General features: G+C 32.1%; 20 protein-coding genes and 1 tRNA gene. 15 read left to right on the forward strand and 6 right to left on the reverse strand.

Features of this window, described 5'->3' with window-relative positions; genetic code table 11:
• The first annotated feature begins 22 nt into the window (after window positions 1-22).
• On the forward strand, window positions 23-1,849 hold the full coding sequence (locus tag ABWO04_RS00245) for an ABC transporter ATP-binding protein (protein ID WP_353076455.1): 1,827 nt from the start codon (window positions 23-25) through the stop codon (window positions 1,847-1,849).
• A gap of 162 nt (window positions 1,850-2,011) precedes the next feature.
• The gene (gene lpdA, locus ABWO04_RS00250) at window positions 2,012-3,400 is read left to right on the forward strand and encodes a dihydrolipoyl dehydrogenase (RefSeq protein ID WP_353076456.1); all 1,389 of its coding nucleotides are present in this window, start codon (window positions 2,012-2,014) and stop codon (window positions 3,398-3,400) included.
• A 114-nt stretch (window positions 3,401-3,514) separates the two neighbouring features.
• On the opposite strand, the gene glmM is transcribed toward lpdA, so the two are convergent.
• Window positions 3,515-4,921, reverse strand: a complete 1,407-nt coding sequence (gene glmM, locus ABWO04_RS00255; protein ID WP_353076457.1) for a phosphoglucosamine mutase — start codon at window positions 4,919-4,921, stop codon at window positions 3,515-3,517.
• 239 nt (window positions 4,922-5,160) lie between these two features.
• Between glmM and ABWO04_RS00260 the strand changes: the two genes are divergently transcribed.
• The 6 genes from ABWO04_RS00260 (at window position 5,161) to ABWO04_RS00285 (ending at window position 10,916) form a co-directional block, all read left to right on the forward strand.
• Window positions 5,161-5,769, forward strand: a complete 609-nt coding sequence (locus ABWO04_RS00260) for an acyl carrier protein phosphodiesterase (protein WP_353076458.1) — start codon at window positions 5,161-5,163, stop codon at window positions 5,767-5,769.
• Window positions 5,747-6,415 carry a DNA alkylation repair protein gene (locus tag ABWO04_RS00265; RefSeq protein ID WP_353076459.1) on the forward strand — a complete coding sequence of 223 codons (669 nt, stop codon included), beginning with the start codon at window positions 5,747-5,749 and terminating at the stop codon, window positions 6,413-6,415. Before ABWO04_RS00260 ends, ABWO04_RS00265 begins: the two co-directional genes overlap by 23 nt.
• A 156-nt stretch (window positions 6,416-6,571) precedes the next feature.
• Window positions 6,572-8,371 carry a chloride channel protein gene (locus ABWO04_RS00270; protein ID WP_353076460.1) on the forward strand — a complete coding sequence of 600 codons (1,800 nt, stop codon included), beginning with the start codon at window positions 6,572-6,574 and terminating at the stop codon, window positions 8,369-8,371.
• A gap of 190 nt (window positions 8,372-8,561) precedes the next feature.
• Window positions 8,562-9,710, forward strand: coding sequence for a DNA/RNA non-specific endonuclease (locus ABWO04_RS00275; RefSeq protein WP_353076461.1), 1,149 nt, complete (start codon window positions 8,562-8,564; stop codon window positions 9,708-9,710).
• Window positions 9,711-9,719: 9 nt separating this feature from the next.
• Window positions 9,720-10,400, forward strand: a complete 681-nt coding sequence (locus ABWO04_RS00280; protein WP_353076462.1) for a potassium channel family protein — start codon at window positions 9,720-9,722, stop codon at window positions 10,398-10,400.
• Window positions 10,401-10,550: 150 nt separating this feature from the next.
• Window positions 10,551-10,916 (forward strand): hypothetical protein, encoded by a 366-nt coding sequence (locus ABWO04_RS00285; RefSeq protein ID WP_353076463.1) that lies wholly within the window; start codon window positions 10,551-10,553, stop codon window positions 10,914-10,916.
• Window positions 10,917-11,166: 250 nt separating this feature from the next.
• Here the strand turns inward: ABWO04_RS00285 and murA are convergent, their stop codons facing one another.
• Genes murA through ABWO04_RS00300 form a run of 3 tightly spaced genes read right to left on the reverse strand, consistent with a single transcriptional unit; the run spans window position 11,167 to window position 13,583 of the window.
• Window positions 11,167-12,477 carry a UDP-N-acetylglucosamine 1-carboxyvinyltransferase gene (gene murA, locus ABWO04_RS00290; RefSeq protein ID WP_353076464.1) on the reverse strand — a complete coding sequence of 437 codons (1,311 nt, stop codon included), beginning with the start codon at window positions 12,475-12,477 and terminating at the stop codon, window positions 11,167-11,169.
• On the reverse strand, window positions 12,478-13,296 hold the full coding sequence (locus tag ABWO04_RS00295; RefSeq protein WP_353076465.1) for a DUF4290 domain-containing protein: 819 nt from the start codon (window positions 13,294-13,296) through the stop codon (window positions 12,478-12,480).
• Window positions 13,297-13,298: 2 nt separating this feature from the next.
• Entirely contained in the window at window positions 13,299-13,583 is a 285-nt protein-coding gene (locus ABWO04_RS00300) for a DUF493 family protein (protein WP_353076466.1), read from the reverse strand.
• Between the two features lie 116 nt (window positions 13,584-13,699).
• Between ABWO04_RS00300 and ABWO04_RS00305 the strand changes: the two genes are divergently transcribed.
• The 5 genes from ABWO04_RS00305 to ABWO04_RS00325 all read left to right on the forward strand — a co-directional run bounded on the left by ABWO04_RS00305 (window position 13,700) and on the right by ABWO04_RS00325 (window position 18,252).
• Entirely contained in the window at window positions 13,700-14,236 is a 537-nt protein-coding gene (locus ABWO04_RS00305) for an AAA family ATPase (protein WP_353076467.1), read from the forward strand.
• Window positions 14,237-14,246: 10 nt separating this feature from the next.
• Window positions 14,247-16,130, forward strand: a complete 1,884-nt coding sequence (locus ABWO04_RS00310; protein WP_353076468.1) for a RecQ family ATP-dependent DNA helicase — start codon at window positions 14,247-14,249, stop codon at window positions 16,128-16,130.
• A 27-nt stretch (window positions 16,131-16,157) separates the two neighbouring features.
• Window positions 16,158-17,105: a methionyl-tRNA formyltransferase gene (gene fmt, locus ABWO04_RS00315; protein ID WP_353076469.1), complete on the forward strand. Its 948-nt coding sequence runs from the start codon at window positions 16,158-16,160 to the stop codon at window positions 17,103-17,105.
• A gap of 160 nt (window positions 17,106-17,265) precedes the next feature.
• On the forward strand, window positions 17,266-17,541 hold the full coding sequence (locus tag ABWO04_RS00320; RefSeq protein ID WP_353076470.1) for an HU family DNA-binding protein: 276 nt from the start codon (window positions 17,266-17,268) through the stop codon (window positions 17,539-17,541).
• Between the two features lie 150 nt (window positions 17,542-17,691).
• A complete protein-coding gene (locus tag ABWO04_RS00325; RefSeq protein WP_353076471.1) occupies window positions 17,692-18,252 on the forward strand; it encodes a YqgE/AlgH family protein in 561 nt (186 codons plus the stop codon).
• Here ABWO04_RS00325 and ABWO04_RS00330 read toward each other — a convergent pair.
• Window positions 18,245-19,078 carry an aminotransferase class IV gene (locus ABWO04_RS00330; protein WP_353076472.1) on the reverse strand — a complete coding sequence of 278 codons (834 nt, stop codon included), beginning with the start codon at window positions 19,076-19,078 and terminating at the stop codon, window positions 18,245-18,247. The genes ABWO04_RS00325 and ABWO04_RS00330 overlap by 8 nt on opposite strands.
• Window positions 19,079-19,130: 52 nt before the next feature.
• Window positions 19,131-19,523: an START-like domain-containing protein gene (locus tag ABWO04_RS00335; protein ID WP_353076473.1), complete on the reverse strand. Its 393-nt coding sequence runs from the start codon at window positions 19,521-19,523 to the stop codon at window positions 19,131-19,133.
• A 170-nt stretch (window positions 19,524-19,693) separates the two neighbouring features.
• Between ABWO04_RS00335 and ABWO04_RS00340 the strand changes: the two genes are divergently transcribed.
• Window positions 19,694-19,767: transfer RNA gene (locus tag ABWO04_RS00340), tRNA-Met, on the forward strand.
• 184 nt (window positions 19,768-19,951) lie between these two features.
• The coding region (locus ABWO04_RS00345) for a pyridoxal phosphate-dependent aminotransferase (protein ID WP_353076474.1) at window positions 19,952-20,791 on the forward strand (840 nt) is incomplete at its 3' end.

The raw sequence follows: 20,791 nt of genomic DNA on the forward strand, positions 1-20,791 counted from the left end.
CCTTCAAAAAACTATAAGCCAAATGAGCGTTTTAAAATCATCCTCTTTTAAAAAATTAATGCAATATGCCATTCCTTTTAAAAGCAAACTTTTTTCAGTTGCTTTTTGGGCAATATTTTTGGCCATTGTTGCGGGCTTACGACCTTTATTGTTAAATATTACTATTGATAAATATTTTGTAAATGCCAGTAAAGAAACCAATGTTATTCAGGATTACTTTTTAAACCTAATTAGCAATATATTACTCGAAGGTAATGCTACATACAATATAAAAATATTAGTAGCCATTATGTTTATCATTCTTTTATTAGAAGTTGTAGCGCAATACTTTTTTGTATTTACTTCCAGCTGGCTTGGACAAGATATTGTAAAAGTCATTCGTGAAAAATTATTTGCACATTTAGCCAGTTTCAAAATTAAATATTACGATAACGAGCCTGTTGGTAAGTTAATTACGCGATGTGTTTCGGATATTGAAAACATTGCAAGTATATTTAGTCAAGGTTTGTTTATGATTATTAGCGATGTCTTAAAGATGCTAATCGTACTGATTTTTATGTTAGTAATCAATTGGAAAATTACTTGTATCGTATTGCTAATTATGCCAGTAATTCTAATCGCCACTAATATTTTTAATAAAAAAATGAAAGTCGCGTTTAATGAAGTACGAAATGAAGTGGCCAACTTAAATACGTTTATCCAAGAACGATTAACTGGAATGAAAATCGTACAATTATTCAATAGAGAAAAAATTGAATTAGAAAAATTTAAGGAAATCAATCACAAACACAACAAAGCTTGGCTGAAAAACATTTTATACAATAGTATTTTCTTTCCAATTGCCGATATTGTTTCGAGTATTACATTAGGATTAGTTGTATATTTTGGTGCCCTATTTATTATAAATGGCGACACCACTACCAGCGTAGGACAACTTATTTCTTTTAATATGTATATTGCTATGCTATACACGCCGTTACGCCAAATTGCTGATAAATTTAATGTGATGCAAATGGGAATTGTGGCAGCAGATCGAGTTTTTGAAATTTTAGAATCAAATTCAGAAGTGCAAGACAACGGAACAATTGATGCGGATACATTTAAAGGAAACATACTTTTTGATAACGTGCGATTTGGTTATTTAAAGGATGAAGAAATTTTAAAAGGCATACATTTAGAAGTAAAAGCTGGTGAAACAATTGCTATTGTTGGAGCCACTGGTGCTGGTAAAACAACAATTATTAATTTACTAAATCGTTTTTACGAAATAGATTCTGGAAAAATTTTAATTGACGACATCAACATTAATGAATATACGCTTGATAGCTTAAGAAATGAAATTGCAATGGTATTACAAGATGTATTTTTGTTTGCCGATTCCATTTACAATAACATCACCTTATTCAACACATCCATTCAACGTGAACAAGTTTATGAAGCCGCTAAAAAAATTGGTATTCACGATTTTATAATATCGTTACCAAACGGATACGATTATGATGTAAAAGAACGTGGCGTTATGTTATCGTCTGGACAGCGTCAATTAATTGCCTTTTTACGAGCGTATATTAGCAATCCAAGTATACTAATTTTAGATGAAGCCACTTCATCAATAGATTCTCATTCTGAAGAATTAATACAAAAAGCAACCCAAACCTTAACACACGGAAGAACATCTATTATTATTGCACATCGTTTGGCAACTATTGTAAATGCGGATACGATTTTAGTAATGGATAAAGGAATAATTGTAGAAAAAGGAAAACATAAAGAATTATTACAAATTGAAAACGGATTTTATAAAAAGTTATACGAAGCCCAATTTGAAAAATCAGAAAATAGAGAATAGAAAATAGAGAATAGAAGATAGACTTTTGCCTTACGCCTTTTACCTTACACCTTTTCCCTAATACCTAATACCTTTTCCCTATTTACTAAAAAAATACTTAAAAAATAAATAAATATTTACTAATTTCGCAACAAGAAAATTAAGATACAAAACACAAAAGAAATGAAATACGATATTATAGTTTTAGGAAGTGGTCCTGGTGGATATGTTACAGCAATTAGAGCCTCACAATTAGGATTTAAAGTTGCCGTTATTGAAAAAGAAAATTTAGGTGGTGTATGTTTAAATTGGGGGTGTATTCCAACAAAAGCCTTACTGAAATCAGCACAAGTTTTCGATTATTTAAAACACGCTGCCGACTACGGATTAAAAGTAGATAACGTAGATAAAGATTTTAACGCCGTGGTTGCCCGTTCACGTAATGTGGCTGGTGGAATGAGCAAAGGTGTTCAATTCTTAATGAAAAAAAATAAAATTGATGTTATTGATGGTTTTGGAAAAGTAAAACCAGGAAAGAAAATTGATGTAACTGCCGCTGATGGAAAAGTTACAGAATATTCTGCTGATAACATTATTATTGCAACTGGTGCACGCTCTCGTGAATTGCCAAACTTACCACAAGATGGTGTAAAAGTTATTGGATACAGACAAGCAATGACATTACCAACGCAACCAAAATCTATGATTATTGTAGGTTCTGGAGCAATTGGAGTGGAATTTGCACATTTTTATAACGCAATGGGAACACAAGTTACTATTGTAGAATTTATGCCAAATATTGTTCCTGTTGAAGACGAAGACATTTCAAAACAAATGGAACGCTCTATGAAAAAAGCAGGTGTTACTATTATGACAAATTCATCTGTAGAAAAAATAGATACAACTGGAAAAGGCGTAAAAGCAACTGTAAAAACAGCTAAAGGTGAAGAAGTTATCGAAGCTGATATTTTACTTTCTGCAGTTGGTATCAAAACAAACATTGAAAACATTGGTTTAGAAGATGTAGGAATTGCTACTGACAGAGATAAAATTTTAGTAAACGATTTCTATCAAACTAATGTTCCTGGATATTATGCTATTGGAGATATTACTCCTGGTCAGGCTTTAGCACACGTGGCGTCTGCAGAAGGAATTTTATGTGTAGAAAAAATTGCAGGTTTACACGTTGAACCATTAGATTACGGAAACATACCAGGTTGTACGTATGCTACTCCAGAAATTGCTTCAGTTGGTTTAACTGAAAAAGCAGCTAAAGAAAAAGGATATGATATTAAAGTAGGTAAATTCCCGTTCTCAGCATCTGGAAAAGCTACTGCTGCAGGAACTACTGACGGATTTGTAAAAGTAATTTTCGATGCCAAATACGGAGAATGGTTAGGATGCCATATGATTGGTGCTGGCGTTACTGATATGATTGCAGAAGCAGTTGTAGCAAGAAAACTTGAAACTACAGGACACGAAATATTAAAAACCGTTCACCCACACCCTACTATGAGTGAGGCCGTTATGGAAGCAGTTGCTGCTGCTTATGATGAAGTGATTCATATTTAAGATTTACGATTTTAGATTTACGATTTACGATAAAAAAAACCGTCACGTTTAAAACTTGACGGTTTTTTTTATATGTTATTTTATTATTAAACCTGTCAGGTATAATTTCTTTTACTATATCCCAGCAATTACTTTAAGTTCCTTAACAAAACGTTCAGCTAAAACATCAGCTTCATTTTGCGTTGGTGCTTCTGTATAAATTCTGATAATAGGTTCGGTATTCGATTTTCTTAAATGTACCCATTCGGTAGCAAAATCAATTTTTACTCCATCCAATGTGGATAGTGAGCTTGTCGAACTATCGTTTTTATAAGTCGCAGTTAACGATTCTAAAATAGCATCTACATCTATTTGTGGCGTCAATTCAATTTTATTTTTACTCATATAATATTGCGGATAACTGGCACGTAATTCGGCAACTGTTTTATCTTGACCTGCCAAATACGTTAAAAATAACGCTACGCCTACCAAACTATCTCTTCCGTAATGCAATTCTGGATATATAATTCCGCCATTTCCTTCACCACCAATTATAGCGTTGGTTTTTTTCATTAATTCAACTACATTTACTTCACCAACGGCACTGGCTTGGTAACTTCCATTATGCTTTTCAGTAATGTCACGCAATGCACGAGACGAGCTCATATTAGAAACTGTATTTCCAGGTGTTTTACTCAAAACATAATCGGCTACAGCCACTAACGTATATTCTTCACCAAACATTTCACCATCATTTGAAATAAATGCCAAACGATCTACATCTGGGTCTACTACTATTCCAAAATCGGCTTTTTCATCTAAAACAAGCTTACATATATCCGTTAAATGCTCTTTTAAAGGTTCTGGATTATGAGGAAAATGTCCGTTTGGTTCGCAATATAATTTCACCACTTCCACGCCCATTTGTTCTAATAAATTAGGAATGACAATACCTCCAGAAGAATTGACACCATCTACTACAACTTTATATTTCTTAGTTTTCACTAAATCTGCATCTACTAAAGGCAATTCCAATACTTCATCAATGTGAATATCCATATAAGAATCGTTACTCGTAACTTCACCTAAACTATCAACATCTACAAAATCAAACGCTTCTGCCTCGGCAATTTCTAAAATTTTAGCACCTTCTGCCCCACTTAAAAATTCGCCTTTGGCATTTAATAACTTTAAGGCGTTCCATTGTTTCGGATTGTGAGAAGCTGTTAAAATAATACCACCATCCGCTTGTTCCATTGGCACCGCTACTTCTACTGTTGGCGTGGTAGAAAGTCCTAAATCGATAACATCAATTCCTAATCCTAAAAGGGTGTTTTGTACTAAATTATGAATCATAGGTCCAGAAATACGCGCATCACGACCAATTACAACTTTAAGTCTTCTATCTGTAACGGTAGAGGTGTTTTTCAAAAACGTACCATATGCCGAAGCAAATTTTACCGCATCTACAGGCGTTAAGTTATCGCCTACTTTCCCACCAATGGTACCTCTAATTCCTGAAATTGATTTTATTAATGTCATTATTTAATGTTTATAAAGTTTAAAAGGGTTATTTGTTGAAAAGTTAACCCCGCATAAAATACAAAGATAAATCTTCAACATAAGATAACAATAAAACATTCAAAGAATTTTATATATTTACGAAAGAAATAACTATTAATTTTTTTTGCAACACAGATTTTAAAAATTATATAAATTTCTAAAATTTCTAAAATCTGTGTTTCTAAATTACTATTCCATTTAACCAAATAACCACAAACTTGAACTATCTCGCACACATATACCTTTCCGATGAAGATAATTTCATTAAAATAGGCAATTTTATGGCCGATGCTATTAAAGGAAATTCATACGAGTCGTATCCTGTAGGTATTCAAATTGGAGTGAAACTACACCGTTTTATTGATAGTTTTACAGATTCACACGAAATATATCGTAAAAGCAAACATCGATTACATCAGAAATTCGGACATTATTCAGGTGTGATAATGGATATTGTTTACGATCATTTTTTAGCAAAAAACTGGCAGCAATTTTCTGACACACCTCTTGAACAGTATGCCGATGATTTTTATAACCTACTCCAAAAGGAATATGCAATTTTAACACCAAAAACGCAAAATGCATTGCCTTATATGATAAAAACCAATTGGTTGGTGTGTTATCAATCATTAGAAGGATTGGAATTAATTTTATTTCAAATGGATTATCGCACTAAAAACCGAGTAAATATGCCCGCTGCGATGGAAGACATTCAAGCGTTTTATTCAGAAATTGAGCAAGAATTTTTAGCGTTTTTTACAGCATTACAACAACATACTAAATTAGAATTAGATACATTAAGAAATGAGTTTTGTTACTACAATTAAGCAACAGTTTGAAGCCAATGAAAATGTGGGCTACGGAAAAAAGCAAAGTGATTATTTAAAGAATAATTTTCCTTTTTATGGCATTCAAACCCAAGCCAGACGTGATATTCTAAAAAAATGTACTTCTGTTTATAAAGATGAAATCAAAACAAATTTTAGAGCCATTTGTTGGCAATTGTATCAATTTCCACATCGAGAAATGCATCACGCTGCCATTGATATTTTCATCAAAGAAATCAAGAATAACTATCAAATTGAAGATATACTTTTAATTGAAAAACTCATTACTACAAACTCCTGGTGGGACAGTGTAGACACTTTAGCGAAATACGCTGTGGGTGGCTATTTAGAAACGTTTCCAGAAAAAACATATGAAATTATCGAAGCATTTTCAAATGCTGATAGTATGTGGCTCAACCGCACGGCGATTATTTTTCAATTGGGCTATAAACAAAAAACAGATTTTAATATACTGGTTTCTGAATGTGAAAAACACAAACAGTCAACTGAGTTTTTCATTCAAAAAGCCATAGGTTGGGCATTACGCGAGTACGGTTCGGTAAATCCAACAGCGGTTTTAAATTATGTAAACAGCACCAATTTAAAACCCTTAAGTAAAAAAGAAGCTATTAGAAAAATCATTTAATTGCTATTTTTTTGCTACAAATTCAATATTTCAATTTATAATAGTTCGGTATTTCGTAGGAAAATAAAATCCGTTACATCTGTCAAATCTGTGTACCTAAAACATTTTATCTTTTAAAAAATTAGCGTATTTTAGCCATTCTAAATAAAAACCCTTGTGTTCAAACGATTACAAAAAATAGCGCATTTTTTTGAAAACTATTTTTCTAAACTGAAGTCGGTTTTAGAACCGCGTCAGTTTTTATACATTTCAAGTGTTTTAGTAGGATTATCAGCGGCTTTGGCGGTAATTGTATTAAAAACATTTGCCCACAACGTATTTATATTTTCACAATATCTAAACACAAAACTGCATTTGCCTTACAGTAAAAGCACCTTGCCTATTATTGGAATTTTACTAACGGTATTTGTAATTAAAAATTTCTTAAACGGAAACATCCAAAAAGGAACCTCCCAAATTATGTATGCCGTGGCAAAAAAAAGAAGCGTAATGCCTGGTAAGCAAATGTATGCCCAAATTATTACCAGTTCGTTAACTGTAGGTATGGGTGGAAGCGCTGGATTGGAGTCGCCTATTACCATTACTGGTGCAGCTTTTGGGAGTAATTATGCTTTAAAATACCGATTAAGTTACAAAGACAGAACCTTACTTTTAGCCTGTGGTGTCGCTGCCGGAATAGCTGCTGCATTTAACGCGCCAATTGCGGGCGTTTTGTTTGCTATTGAAGTAGTTTTAGCAGAAATTAGCATTACGGCTTTTACGCCTTTAATAATTAGTGCCGCAACGGGATCCATTGTTTCGATGTTATTATTAAATGAAGATGCGTTATTTAGTTTCAAATCGATACAAGATTTTGATTCTAAAAACATTCCTTTTTATATTATTTTAGGAATTTTGTCTGGATTTGTTTCCATTCATTACGCCAGAAATTTTAGAAAAGTAGAACATTTTTTCGCAACACGAAGTAAAAACACCTACCGAAAAGCCTTGTTTGGCGCCTTAATTTTAGGGATATTGATTTTTATATTTCCCAGTTTATTTGGTGAAGGATACGAAGGCATAAAACTCTTAGCGGCCAACCAGCCTGAAAAACTATTAGAAAACACCCTTGTAGAAAAATTTGATTCCAACAAATGGATTATTTTTGGTTTCATTACCTTAACCTTATTATTTAAAGTTTTCGCTACCGGAATTACTTTAGGTGCGGGTGGTAATGGTGGTAACTTTGCACCTTCCCTATTTGTAGGTTCGTATTTAGGATTTTCAACAGCGTATTTTTTCAATATGTTGAAAATTACAAATTTGCCTATTAGTAATTTCACATTAGTAGGAATGTCAGGTGTGTTGAGTGGTTTGTTTCATTCGCCTTTAACCGCGATATTTTTGATTGCTGAAATTACAGGTGGCTATAGTTTAATGGTGCCTTTAATGTTGGTATCTTCTATAAGTTTTGCCATATCTAAACACTTTGAACCGTACTCGTTTGACATTAAAAACCTTGCCGATAAAGGCGACGTTTTTACAGATGATAAAGACAAAAATATATTACAATCTATTGATGTTAAAAAACTGATTAACAATCATTTTACACCCGTAACCGAATCTAAAACTTTAGAAGCATTAATTGAAAAAATAGCCACTTCAGACGATGTTATTTTTCCTGTTTTAAATGACGACAACAAACTTATTGGTTTGATTTATTTGGATGATATTCGTCCGATTATATTTTCTGCGTTTAAAGTAAAATTTACGTCTATTACCGAAGTATTACAACCGGTAAAAGACAAAGACATTGTAGATTTTGAAGATCCTATTGAAAGCATAATGAATAAATTTGAAAGCACCCACCAAGCCATTTTACCCGTAGTGCAAGATAAAATATTTATTGGTTTCCTATCCAAAGCGGATATTTTAGAAAAATACCGCGAACAATTGAAAGAATTGGTTATTGAGTAACCCTTTTTTTATTTCTTCTCCTACTCATTTTGTAGAAATCATTCTACAAAGAAGTGTGGAAATAATTTATTACATTTGATTTATACAAAACCAAAACAAAACTTCACATAGCTACCCAATTATGGGTTTACATACGAAGTTATATTTCGCAAATAAATTAGTTAAAATCAACCCTAACAGACGAAACAGAATGAAAAAAATTATACTGACATTATTCTCCCTTATAGCAATCCAAGCATTGACTTTTGGACAGCAGGAAGTCAAATCAAATGACGGAAAAACTGTTTTGTTGTATGGAGACGGTACTTGGTTATACTCTGACAGCATTCCATTGTATAACATTAAGGCAACTAACATAACAAAATTAGAACTCCCAAAAACTAATTCCAAAGACAAAATTATCACGCACACAGGCTATTCGCTTTTATACAACGAAACACACGAACAAGCAAATTGGGTTGCCTACGAACTTACTAAAGAGGAAACAAATAAACTTTTTGAACGAACAGATAAATTCATATCAGACCCAAAAGTAAAAACAGGAACTGCTTCTGAAAATGATTATGAAGGTTCTGGTTATGACAGAGGACACTTAGCTCCTGCGTCTGATATGGGTTGGTCAGCTAACACAATGGCTGAATCTTTTTACTATAGTAATATGAGTCCGCAGACACCCAGCTTCAACAGAGGAATATGGAAAAATTTGGAAGAATTAGTTAGGACGTGGGCAATTGAAAACAATACTGTTTACGTTGTTACAGGACCAGTATTAACAAATGGCCTTCAAACAATTGGTCAAAATAAAGTTACTATTCCAAATTATTATTACAAGGTAATTTTAGATTACACTGAACCAAACATAAAAGGCATTGGCTTTATTCTTCCAAATACCGGGTCTAAGGAACAACTTCAATATTATGCTGTATCAATTGACAGCGTTGAAAAAATGACTGGAATTGACTTCTTCCCATTGCTACAAGACGACCAAGAAGATTTAATTGAAAAAACTCTTTGTATTAAATGTTGGTCTTGGAAGAACATCAAAACAGCAATTGAAAAAAATGAAAATAAAGCAGCAGAATCCGTTCAATGTAATGGAGTGACAAAAGCCGGAGAGAAATGTAAAAACAAAACATTAAATATTAGTGGATATTGTTATCAACACGAAACGCAAATTAATAGTGACAATCCGAAAGGCAATACCGAAGAAATCAAGAACCATTCTAATGAACCAACAAAAAGCAGTTCAACTTCTGTTCAATGCTCTGGAACTACAAAATCTGGTAGTAGATGCAAAAGAATGACTACCAGTTCAAACGGAAGGTGTTATCAACATTAGAAAAAAAATATGACTGCATTAAATAATACCGAAAACAAACTTGGACTTTTAAATATAATTGTTATTATACTTTCAATTTATGTATTGGGAGCATTAATAATTGACACCATTTTCGTTCTTCCGACAGAAACATCAACCTTATTGAATTACATTGATAATACAATTTGTGCATTTTTCTTTTTTGAATTTTCAATTCGGTTCTTCAAAGCAGAAAGTAAATTAAAATTTATGAAATGGGGTTGGATTGACCTACTTTCAAGCATTCCTATGGTTGGTTTTCTTCGTGCAGGTAGACTGTTAAGACTTATCAGACTATTAAGAGTTATAAGAGCTTTTCGTTCAACAAGACATCTTGTAAATCATATTTTTGCTAATAAAGCACAAGGGGCTTTTACATCAATATCCATAATTGCAATCTTACTTGTTATTTTTTCTGCAATTGGAATTTTACAAGTTGAAAACGACCCAAATAGTAATATAAAAACTGCCGAAGATGCAATTTGGTGGGCTTACGTTACTATCACAACAGTTGGTTATGGTGACAAATTTCCTGTGACAACAGAAGGACGAATTATTGCAGCAATCTTAATGACGGCTGGTGTAGGTTTATTCGGGACATTTACTGCTTTTGTTGCATCTTGGTTTGTAATAGACAACAAAACAAATACAGAATCAAATGACGACAAATAAGAGTAGAAGTAATGCTTTTATAGCCTCAGCAAACGCAAACTTCTGACACGTAACAAAAAATGTAAATACATTTGTATGCTAAAAAAATATAGCAATAATGGTTACGAGGGTGACGCTCGCAAAATCTTTGAAAGATTAAATAATTAAAAAATGAAAAAAATATTCTTAATAATTTCTATTTTAACATTATCTTCTTGCGACTCTTTTTTTCAGTTAAATTTTGATAGAGAATTAACAGATAAAATACATTCAGAATATTTAAAAGAAAAGAAACTAATCGATTTAAATAATTTAACAGATTTTGAATGGGATAATTACTACATAATTTATCCTTATTCAATTCCTGAAGAAATTGAAAAAAAATATAAAATTGATTTATCAAATTTATCTGAATATGTAGCAATGGATGATTCTAAAAGAGTTTTAGTCTTTATAAAAAATAAAAAATCAATTAAAATTTGCCAAATAAAATATCGAGTTGAATTTACCGAAAACAAACTATTGAAAATTTTATAAATTTAAAAAAGTACGGCTAACGTACATTTGTCAATATTACGATTTTTGTACAAATTAAATATTCAAGTTTCAAAAGTAAAATCCCTCACTAAACATTCATTTCTTCGGTATTCCTTCGGTACTTGTTCGGTACTTGTTCGGTAAATAGGTGTTTTTACCGAAGCGACTCCGAACAAACTCCGAACAAACTCCGAACAAAACCTCTAAAAATAAACAATAAAAAAAAGCGACATCACTGTCGCTTTTTTATTTATACTCTTACAATATTTGCACCAAGTGCTCGTAATCGTTCGTCTATTCTTTCGTAACCTCTATCAATTTGTTCGATATTTTGTATGGTACTGGTTCCTTTTGCAGAAAGTGCCGCAATTAATAACGAAATACCGGCTCTAATATCTGGAGAAGACATCACAGTAGCTTTCAATTGCGATTCGAAATTATGTCCCATAACCACAGCTCTGTGTGGGTCGCATAACATAATTTTCGCACCCATATCTATTAATTTATCCACAAAGAACAAACGGCTTTCAAACATTTTTTGATGAATTAACACGTCTCCTTTTGCTTGTGTAGCGACTACTAAAATAATACTTAGTAAATCAGGTGTAAATCCTGGCCAAGGCGCATCCGAAACCGTTAATATCGAACCGTCAATATCAGTTTTAATTTCGTACCCGTCTTTATGAGCAGGAATATAAATGTCGTCTCCTTTTTGTTCTAATGTAATTCCAAGTTTTCTAAATACGTTTGGAATTTGTCCTAAGTTATCCCAACTTACATCTTTAATTGTAATTTCACTTTTTGTCATAGCCGCTAAGCCAATCCAAGAGCCAATTTCAATCATATCTGGTAAAATTCTGTGCTCACAACCACCTAAAGATTCGACACCTTCAATAGTTAATAAATTAGAACCAATACCTGTAATCTTCGCTCCCATTGAATTTAACATTTTACATAACTGTTGCAAATACGGTTCGCAAGCTGCGTTGTAAATTGTAGTAATTCCTTCGGCTAAAACTGCAGCCATTACAATATTAGCGGTTCCTGTAACAGACGCTTCGTCTAATAACATATACGCGCCTTTTAATCGGCCTTCGTTTTCTACACCATAAAAATGGTCTTCTTTGTTGTATCTAAATTTTGCACCTAAATTGATAAAACCTTCAAAATGGGTATCTAAACGACGTCTTCCAATTTTGTCTCCACCTGGTTTTGGAATAAATCCTTTTCCAAATCGAGCCAATAAAGGTCCTACAATCATAATAGAGCCACGTAAACTTCCACCTTCTTTTTTAAAGGCCTCTGTTTCTAAATACCCCACATTTACATCGTCTGCTTGAAACGTATAATCGCCAGGTCCGTTTTTCTGAATTTTAACGCCTAAGTTACCTAATAAGGTAATTAGTTTGTTTACATCAATAATATCAGGAATGTTAGTTACTCTAACTTTTTCTGAGGTTAACAACACAGGACATAAAACCTGTAATGCTTCGTTTTTTGCACCTTGTGGTTGCACATTTCCTTTTAAGGGCGTTCCGCCTTCAATTTTGAATGTTCCCATTTATATTGTATTATTTGGATTATTTTTTGGTTTAAAATTTTTTCCGCCTTTGTAATTTGGGTTATTTAAATTGGCTTTTGTATTATCTGGTGTATGTGGTTTTGCATTTGAATTTCTATTCAATTGCGGTTTGTTTTGATTAGACGGTGGTCTGTTCGCGTTTCTGTTCGTATTTGTATGCGAATCATTCTTAGTAAAAAACTGCGTTTTATTCGACTGTTTTTTATTTACTTTTAATAAGTTTTGCGACGTAGAAAGCTCTTCTTTCATTGATGTTAAGTTTAATTCGCCATTAGATAATTCTAATAAATGATTAAAAATAACTTCGTCTGTAACCGTATCTTTATTCCAGCTTAAAAAACATTTTTTCATATGATTGGCAATCACAATGATTAAAGCATTTTTCAATTCGCCTTCCTCCCATTTACGTGCTACATCAATCATATATTTGATGTTGTTTCCGTAAAAACGGTATTTTGGAAAGTTTTGTGGATACGTTAAACGTTCTGGTTTCAATTGCACTACTTCTCTTGTAGGAATAGGAAATGGTGAATCAATATCTAATTTAAAATCAGACATAATAAACAATTGATCCCATAGTTTGTGCTGAAAATCTGGCACATCACGTAAATGCGGATTCAAATTTCCCAATACCGAAATTACATAACGCGCACCTTTGTTTCGCTTTTCTCTATCTTCGATAGCGGTAATTTGGTTGATTAATTTTTGTACATATCGTCCGTATTCAGGAATAATTAAATGTTCCCGTTGCGAATTATATTCTAAATAATTAATTGATTCTTCGTTGTTGTATGCCATATTTATAATGAAATAATTCCTTCAATTGTTGCTAATTCTTGGTATTTTTCAATCACTTTATCTGCGTTTTGCATCGTAACGTTAATTGAAATACTGGTATATTTTCCTGTTTTAGAAGCGTGTGTTTTTATAACGGCGCCCATATTATTAAAGGCATTTTCAACTGTATTCACATTTGTAGCATTTGTTGGTACAATAAATTTGTATAAATACACAGCAGGCCAAGTGGTTGATTCTTCTAATTCAGATTTAAGTCTAATGTAAAAATCTTCGGTTTCTTTATTCATTTTAATTTAATAATAAAAAACAAATATACGTTTATAATGTTTGATTTGAAAATTTAAATAATTAAGATTTTCAAAATATAAAAAATGATAGTACATTTGACTTTTAAAGCCTTAAAATGAATAAAAAAATTATACTCCTTATTGGCGGTCCAAGTTCTGGAAAAACCACCTTAATTAATCACTTAGAAGCCGAAGGACACATTTGTTATCCTGAAATTTCAAGAGAAGTAATTTTAAAAGCCCGAGAAGAAGGTGTTGATTATTTGTTTTTGGAAAATCCGATGTTGTTTAGCGAACGCCTTTTAGAAGGAAGAATTAAACAATATCAAAACGCCGTAAACGAAGAAAAACCTGTTTTTATTGATAGAGGTATTCCAGATGTGGTGGCGTATATGGATTTTATAGGCGACTCCTACCCTGCTGAATTTGTAGCCGCTTGCGAAACCTATAAATACGACAAAGTTTTTTTATTACCACCTTGGGAAGAAATATACACCAGCGATGCCGAACGTTATGAAAGTTATGAAGAAGCATCAAAAATTCATAATTATTTGGTAGATACCTATACAAAATATGGATATGAACTACACGAAGTACCAAAAACGTCTGTAGAAGAACGCTTTCAATTTATTATCAATCACATAAAAGACTAATTCATTTTTAATGAATCAACCGTTAGATGTTTTAAAAGCGTACTGGAAACACAGTGCTTTTAGACCCACACAAGAAGAAATTATCCAGACTATTTTACGTGGTGAAGATACTTTTGCTTTGTTACCAACTGGCGGTGGAAAATCAATTTGTTTTCAAATACCTGCTTTACTTAAACCCGGAATTTGTTTGGTCATTTCGCCACTTGTTGCCTTAATGAAAGATCAGGTTGAAAATTTAAAAAATAAAAACATTAAAGCCATTGCCTTAACGGGCGGAATATCTGCTGAAGAAACCAATAATTTATTAGACAATTGTGTCTTTGGGAATTATAAATTGTTATATATTTCACCCGAACGCCTGCAGCAAGATTGGGTTTTAGAACGAATTAAAAATTTAAATATAAATTTAATTGCGATTGACGAAGCACATTGTATTAGTCAATGGGGACACGATTTTAGACCTGCTTATTTGAAAATTTCAGCGTTAAAAGACTACTTTTCAGTGCCGTTTATTGCGTTAACTGCTACAGCTACACCAAGAGTTCAAGAAGATATTTGTACGCTTTTACAATTAAAAAATCCGGTTGTTTTTAAAAATTCCTTTTCTCGAGAGAATTTAGGATATCATATAATTAAAACCGAAAACCAACTTGGAAAACTGAAACAAATTTTCTTAAAAAATCCGGAACCCTCAATACTATATGTAAAAAACAGAAAATCGTGTATAGAAATCAGTAAAATGGTTACAGATTTTGGTTTTACTGCAACCTATTATCACGGCGGATTATCAGGCAAAGAAAAGGATAAAAATATGCAACTTTGGTTAGACGAAAAAGCCAAAATTATAGTCGCCACAAATGCCTTTGGAATGGGAATTGACAAACCAAATGTTAAAACAGTAGTGCATTTGCATCTTCCAGATAATATTGAAAATTACTATCAAGAAGCCGGTAGAGCGGGAAGAAATGGCGAAACGTCTTATGCCCTGCTATTAACTCCAGCAATCGATTTTGAAAGTAGGTTGCAACAATATACCGCACAATTGCCACATAAAGAATTTTTGCATTTGGTGTATAAAAATTTAAACAACCAGTTTCAAATTGCCTACGGAGAAGGATTTCAAGAGGTTTTTTACTTAAATTTAAATCAATTTTGTTTGAAATTTAATATATCGGTAACCAAAACATTTGCGTGTTTGCAATTTCTCGATAGACAAGGAATTATTACGCTTCAAAATTTTATAAGCAATAAAGCCAGTTTACAGTTTAATATTGAAAGTCGAGAAGTCATTCGATATTGCAGTTTAAATACTAAAGAAGCTTTAATTATAGAAACGATTTTACGAAATTATACTGGTGTTTTTGAACAAGTTACTCAAATTAACACCGCATTACTTGCTAACAAATCGGGAAAAACCGAAGAACAAGTAATTGCCGTTTTAAACAAATTACAAGCACAAGAACTAATTGAATTGAAACTGCAAAGCAATGACATTTCTATTCTTTACAACGAACCACGCGAAGACAGTTATACCATTAACCGTGTCGTTAAAGTATTAGAGCAACAAAATCATATTAAAATAGAGCAATTCAAACAGATGCTTCATTTTGTTTTAGATACCACTACTTGTAAATCGGTTTTAATTTCGACTTATTTTGGAGAAGAAAATCCAAAAACCTGTGGCATTTGTTCATATTGTACCTCAAAAAACAAAGTAGTACCTAAATCGGTTTTAGAGCAAATTCAGACTCTATTACATAAAGGTGCACTTTCTTCAAATGAAATAGAAAACGTACTACATTTTTCGTCAGAAGAAATTATCTTTGCCCTACAAAACTTACTTGAAAATGATATTGTTTTTATAAATACGAATAATCAATACCAAATTAAGTAAACATACATTTTCTTAACGATTACTATAATGGATAAATTAAAAATCATATTTATGGGAACGCCCGACTTTGCAGTTGGCATTCTTGATACACTATATAAAAGTGAGTTTGAAATAGCTGCTGTTATTACGGCGCCAGACAAACCTGCAGGACGTGGACAGAAAGTTTCAGTTAGTGCGGTAAAAACCTATGCATTAGAAAAAAACATTCCGATTTTACAACCTACCAATTTAAAAAGCGAAGATTTCTTAGAAGAATTAGCCAGTTATGCTGCCAATTTGCAAATTGTTGTAGCGTTTAGAATGCTACCAGAAGTAGTTTGGAAAATGCCTAAGTATGGTACGTTTAATCTGCACGCATCTTTGTTACCTAATTATAGAGGAGCCGCTCCAATAAATTGGGCAATTATTAATGGTGAAACAGAAACTGGTGTAACTACTTTTTTTATTGACGATAAAATTGATACGGGTGCTATGATTTTGAATCATAAGGTAGCAATTGATGAAAATGAAAACGTGGGTCAGCTTCACGACAAATTAATGCATTTAGGATGCGATACTGTAATAGAGACGTTGCATTTAATACAAAACGGAAAAGTGGAAACTACCATTCAATCCGAAAATTCAGAATTAAAAACGGCGTATAAACTAAATAAAGACAATTGTAAAATTGATTGGTTGAAACCAGGAAAACAAATTTACAATCAAATTAGAGGTTTGTGTCCTTATCCTGCCGCTTGGACATATATTAAAGATGGAGAAAATGAGTGGAATGTTAAAATATACGACACTACTTTTATAGAAGCAACACATACCTATACTATAGGTCAAATTATTTCTGGAAAAAAGGAAATGAAAATTGCAGTTTCTAATGGTTTCATACAAATTGATAGTTTGCAATTTCCTGGTAAAAAGAAAATGCAAATTCACGAGCTTTTAAATGGGACTTCAATTGGTGCGGATGCCTATGTTAAGTGAGTTTAAGTGCTAAAAATGGGTCAAAATAGGCCACGTTATTAACATTTGCTATAATTTATTAACATTTTAAGCAAAAATAGCTGTAAATGCTTGCGTAGTTTAATGATACATTTAAATTTGTATAACAAAATTATGTATAATCATTTTAAAACTATCAATTATGAACAAATCAGAATTAATCGATGCAATGGCAGCAGCAGCTGGAATTACAAAAGCAGCAGCTAAATTAGCTTTAGAATCATTTTTAGGAAGTGTAGAAGGTACATTAAAAAAAGGTGGTAGAGTTTCTTTAGTAGGTTTCGGATCTTGGTCAATCTCTAAAAGAGCGGCTAGAGATGGAAGAAATCCTCAAACTGGAAAAACTATCAAAATTGCTGCAAAAAATGTAGTAAAATTCAAAGCTGGTGCTGACTTAGATGGATCAGTAAACAAATAATAAATACTTTTTATTTATTTGAAAACCTCTTAGTTTCTAAGAGGTTTTTTTTATTTCAATAATTTACATACATTTAATAATGTAATATTAAACTGGATAATTTGTTCAATTAAATTATTTTTCTTAATTTCAATTAAAATTAAATGGCTTATGACTTCATTGTTACCTAAAAAAGGTTGTTTACTAATTGCAGAACCAACCATATTAAATGATATGTCTTTCAATAGATCTGTAATTTTACTAACAGAACATTCAAATGATGGTAGTGTGGGCTTTATACTGAATAAGCCGCTCTCCTATTCCATAAATGATTTGATTCCAGAAATTAATGCGAATTTTATGATTTACAATGGCGGACCTGTGGAGCAAGATAATTTATATTTTTTGCATAACGTACCTGAACTTATTCCAGATAGTATTGAAATCGCTTATGGTTTATACTGGGGAGGTAATTTTGAAACTACAAAACTTCTCATTAACGATGGAAAATTATCTAAAGAAAATATTCGTTTTTTCTTAGGATATAGCGGATGGGAAACCAATCAATTAGCCGAAGAATTGGATGACAATTCTTGGATAATTGTTGAAAACGATTTGCAACACAAAATCATAAGTAAAAACAGCCAAAATTTTTGGAAAGAAAAATTAAATGAAATTGGTGGCGAATATATTTACTTTTCTAATTCGCCAGAAAATCCTACGCTTAATTAATTAAAGCATTTAATAAACCTGTTATTTCTTTAGCTACTACTGAAGTAAATTCTTTTTTACGGTATTTTGTAATAGGCTGAATTCCTGTAATGACATTTGAAATAAATAATTCATCTGCTTTTTGCAAATCAAAAGGTGAAATGCTTTTTTCTATCATTTCAATTCCTTCCATTTTAGCAACAATTGCAATGACTTGCTTGCGCATAATGCCATTTAAACAACCATCCGAAGTGAGAGGTGTAATTATTTGATTGCCCATTTTCATAAAAATATTGCCATTTGTAGCTTCTACAACATTTTTATCTTCGTTAATTAATAAACAATTTTCAAATCCGTTTTCCTTTGCAAAGATACTCGCCACCACATTAATCATTTTATTATTGGTTTTTAGTGTAGCCAATAAATGTTTGGAAACATAAAAATCTTTAAACAATTCCACTTCATATTTTGTGGCAGAAAAAGTATAAGTATCAGAAGCTAATTCAGAACACGTAATAATAAATTGCACATCGTTTGAAGTAGGATGATAAAAGCCTTCAGCGTTTCTAAAAACAGAAAAACGAATTCTATTACTAACTTTATTCGCCTGTAATGCAATTAGTTTCAGAATTTCTTCTTCCATAAATTCCATTGTAAAATTCATTGGGATTTCCATTCTGCAAATTCGCATCGAAGCCATTAAACGCAAATAGTGTTCTTCTAAAAATAATATTTTAGTTCCGTTTACTTTAATGGTTTCAAAAATAGCATCCCCAAAAAGGAATCCTCTATTGTTTTCGATTTCGAAATTACTGGAGTTCTGTATGTTTCCGTTACAATTAATCATAAAAAAAAGTCCCGCCTTTTATAGCGGGAACAAATATACTTATTTATTAAAATTAAACCGAACCAATTACGTGTTTTAAATCGGAAACCAAACTTTCCCACAACAATTGATTTTCAGCTAATTCGTCTTCTTCAGAAAAATCGACAACAATTAAAGAAACATCATTAGTAATTTCATCGACTTGAATTTTAAGTTCGAAGTAATATTCAGTGTCTTTACCATCTTCATCTAACCATTTGAATTTTACTTTTTCACCTGTTTTTTTAGAAACCAATTTGGCATTTTCTTCCGAGTCATCCCAAATAAAAGTATAGTATTCTCCACGTGAATTTACATTATCAGAAAACCATTCAGACAAACCAGATGGCGTAATAATATATTGATATAGTAATTGTGGTGACGAGTGTATTGGAAACTCTAATTCGTACTTAACTTTTGGCTTCATAATTGAATCTATAAATTTTTAGCAAAATATAAAAAAATATGATACCACAACTATTATTTACATTATTTTTTATAACAAATTTTTAATTGTAAAATTTCGATTTATTTTTTGGAAAGAAAGTAATTATTTATATATTTGCACCCGCATTGAGAAATGCAAAAATATTTAATGGCGAGATAGCTCAGTTGGTTAGAGCGCAGGATTCATAACCCTGAGGTCACGGGTTCAACTCCCGTTTTCGCTACAATAGAAACCCTAACTTCTTAATTATTAGATGTTAGGGTTTTTTTAGCACTTCTAAACAGAAAACGATTTGACATTTAAAATCTAATTTCCAAAAACGAATTCATTTTAGTTGTTATTTTTTCTCAAATTTTTGTTATTGAATCCTATTTTTTTCGCACTTTTGCATAGCAAAAATTATAGCTATGCCAAAAATTTCAAACAAAGGGATTCAAATGCCTGAATCGCCAATTAGAAAATTAGTTCCTTATGCAGAAGGCGCTAAAAAACGTGGAACAAAAGTGTACCATTTAAACATTGGTCAGCCCGACATTAAAACACCTGAAGTAGCGTTACAAGCTGTAAAAAACTTCGATATAAAAGTATTAGAATACAGTCATAGTGCTGGATTTGAAAGCTATAGAACCAAACTTTCTGCCTATTATAAAAATCAAGGTTTACCTGTAGATACAAAAGATATTATCATTACCACAGGTGGCTCTGAAGCACTTATGTTTGCTTTAGGTTCTACTTTAGACAATGGTGATGAAGTAATTATTCCAGAACCATTTTATGCCAATTATAATGGTTTTGCTACAGCAAGTGGTGTAAAAGTGGTTCCTGTAATTTCGGGAATTGAAACTGGTTTTGCATTGCCTCCAATGGAAGCTTTTGAAAAACTAATTACGCCAAAAACTAAAGCCATAATGATTTGTAATCCTGGTAATCCAACAGGATATTTATATTCTGAAGCGGAAATAAACAAATTGGCTGAAATTGTAAAAAAACACGATTTGTTTTTAATTGCAGATGAAGTATATAGAGAATTTACCTATGACGGATTAAAACATTATTCGGTATTAAACGTTCCTGGTTTAGAGCAACACGCGATTATGATTGATTCAGTTTCGAAAAGATTTAGTATGTGTGGTGCAAGAATTGGTTGTGTGGTTTCTAAAAATGCTGAGTTTATGGCAACTGCAATGAAATTTGCACAAGCACGATTGAGTCCACCAACATATGCTCAAGTAGCCAGTGAGGCAGCA

This window comes from Flavobacterium sp. (assembly GCF_040382755.1).
GTDB lineage: Bacteria > Bacteroidota > Bacteroidia > Flavobacteriales > Flavobacteriaceae > Flavobacterium.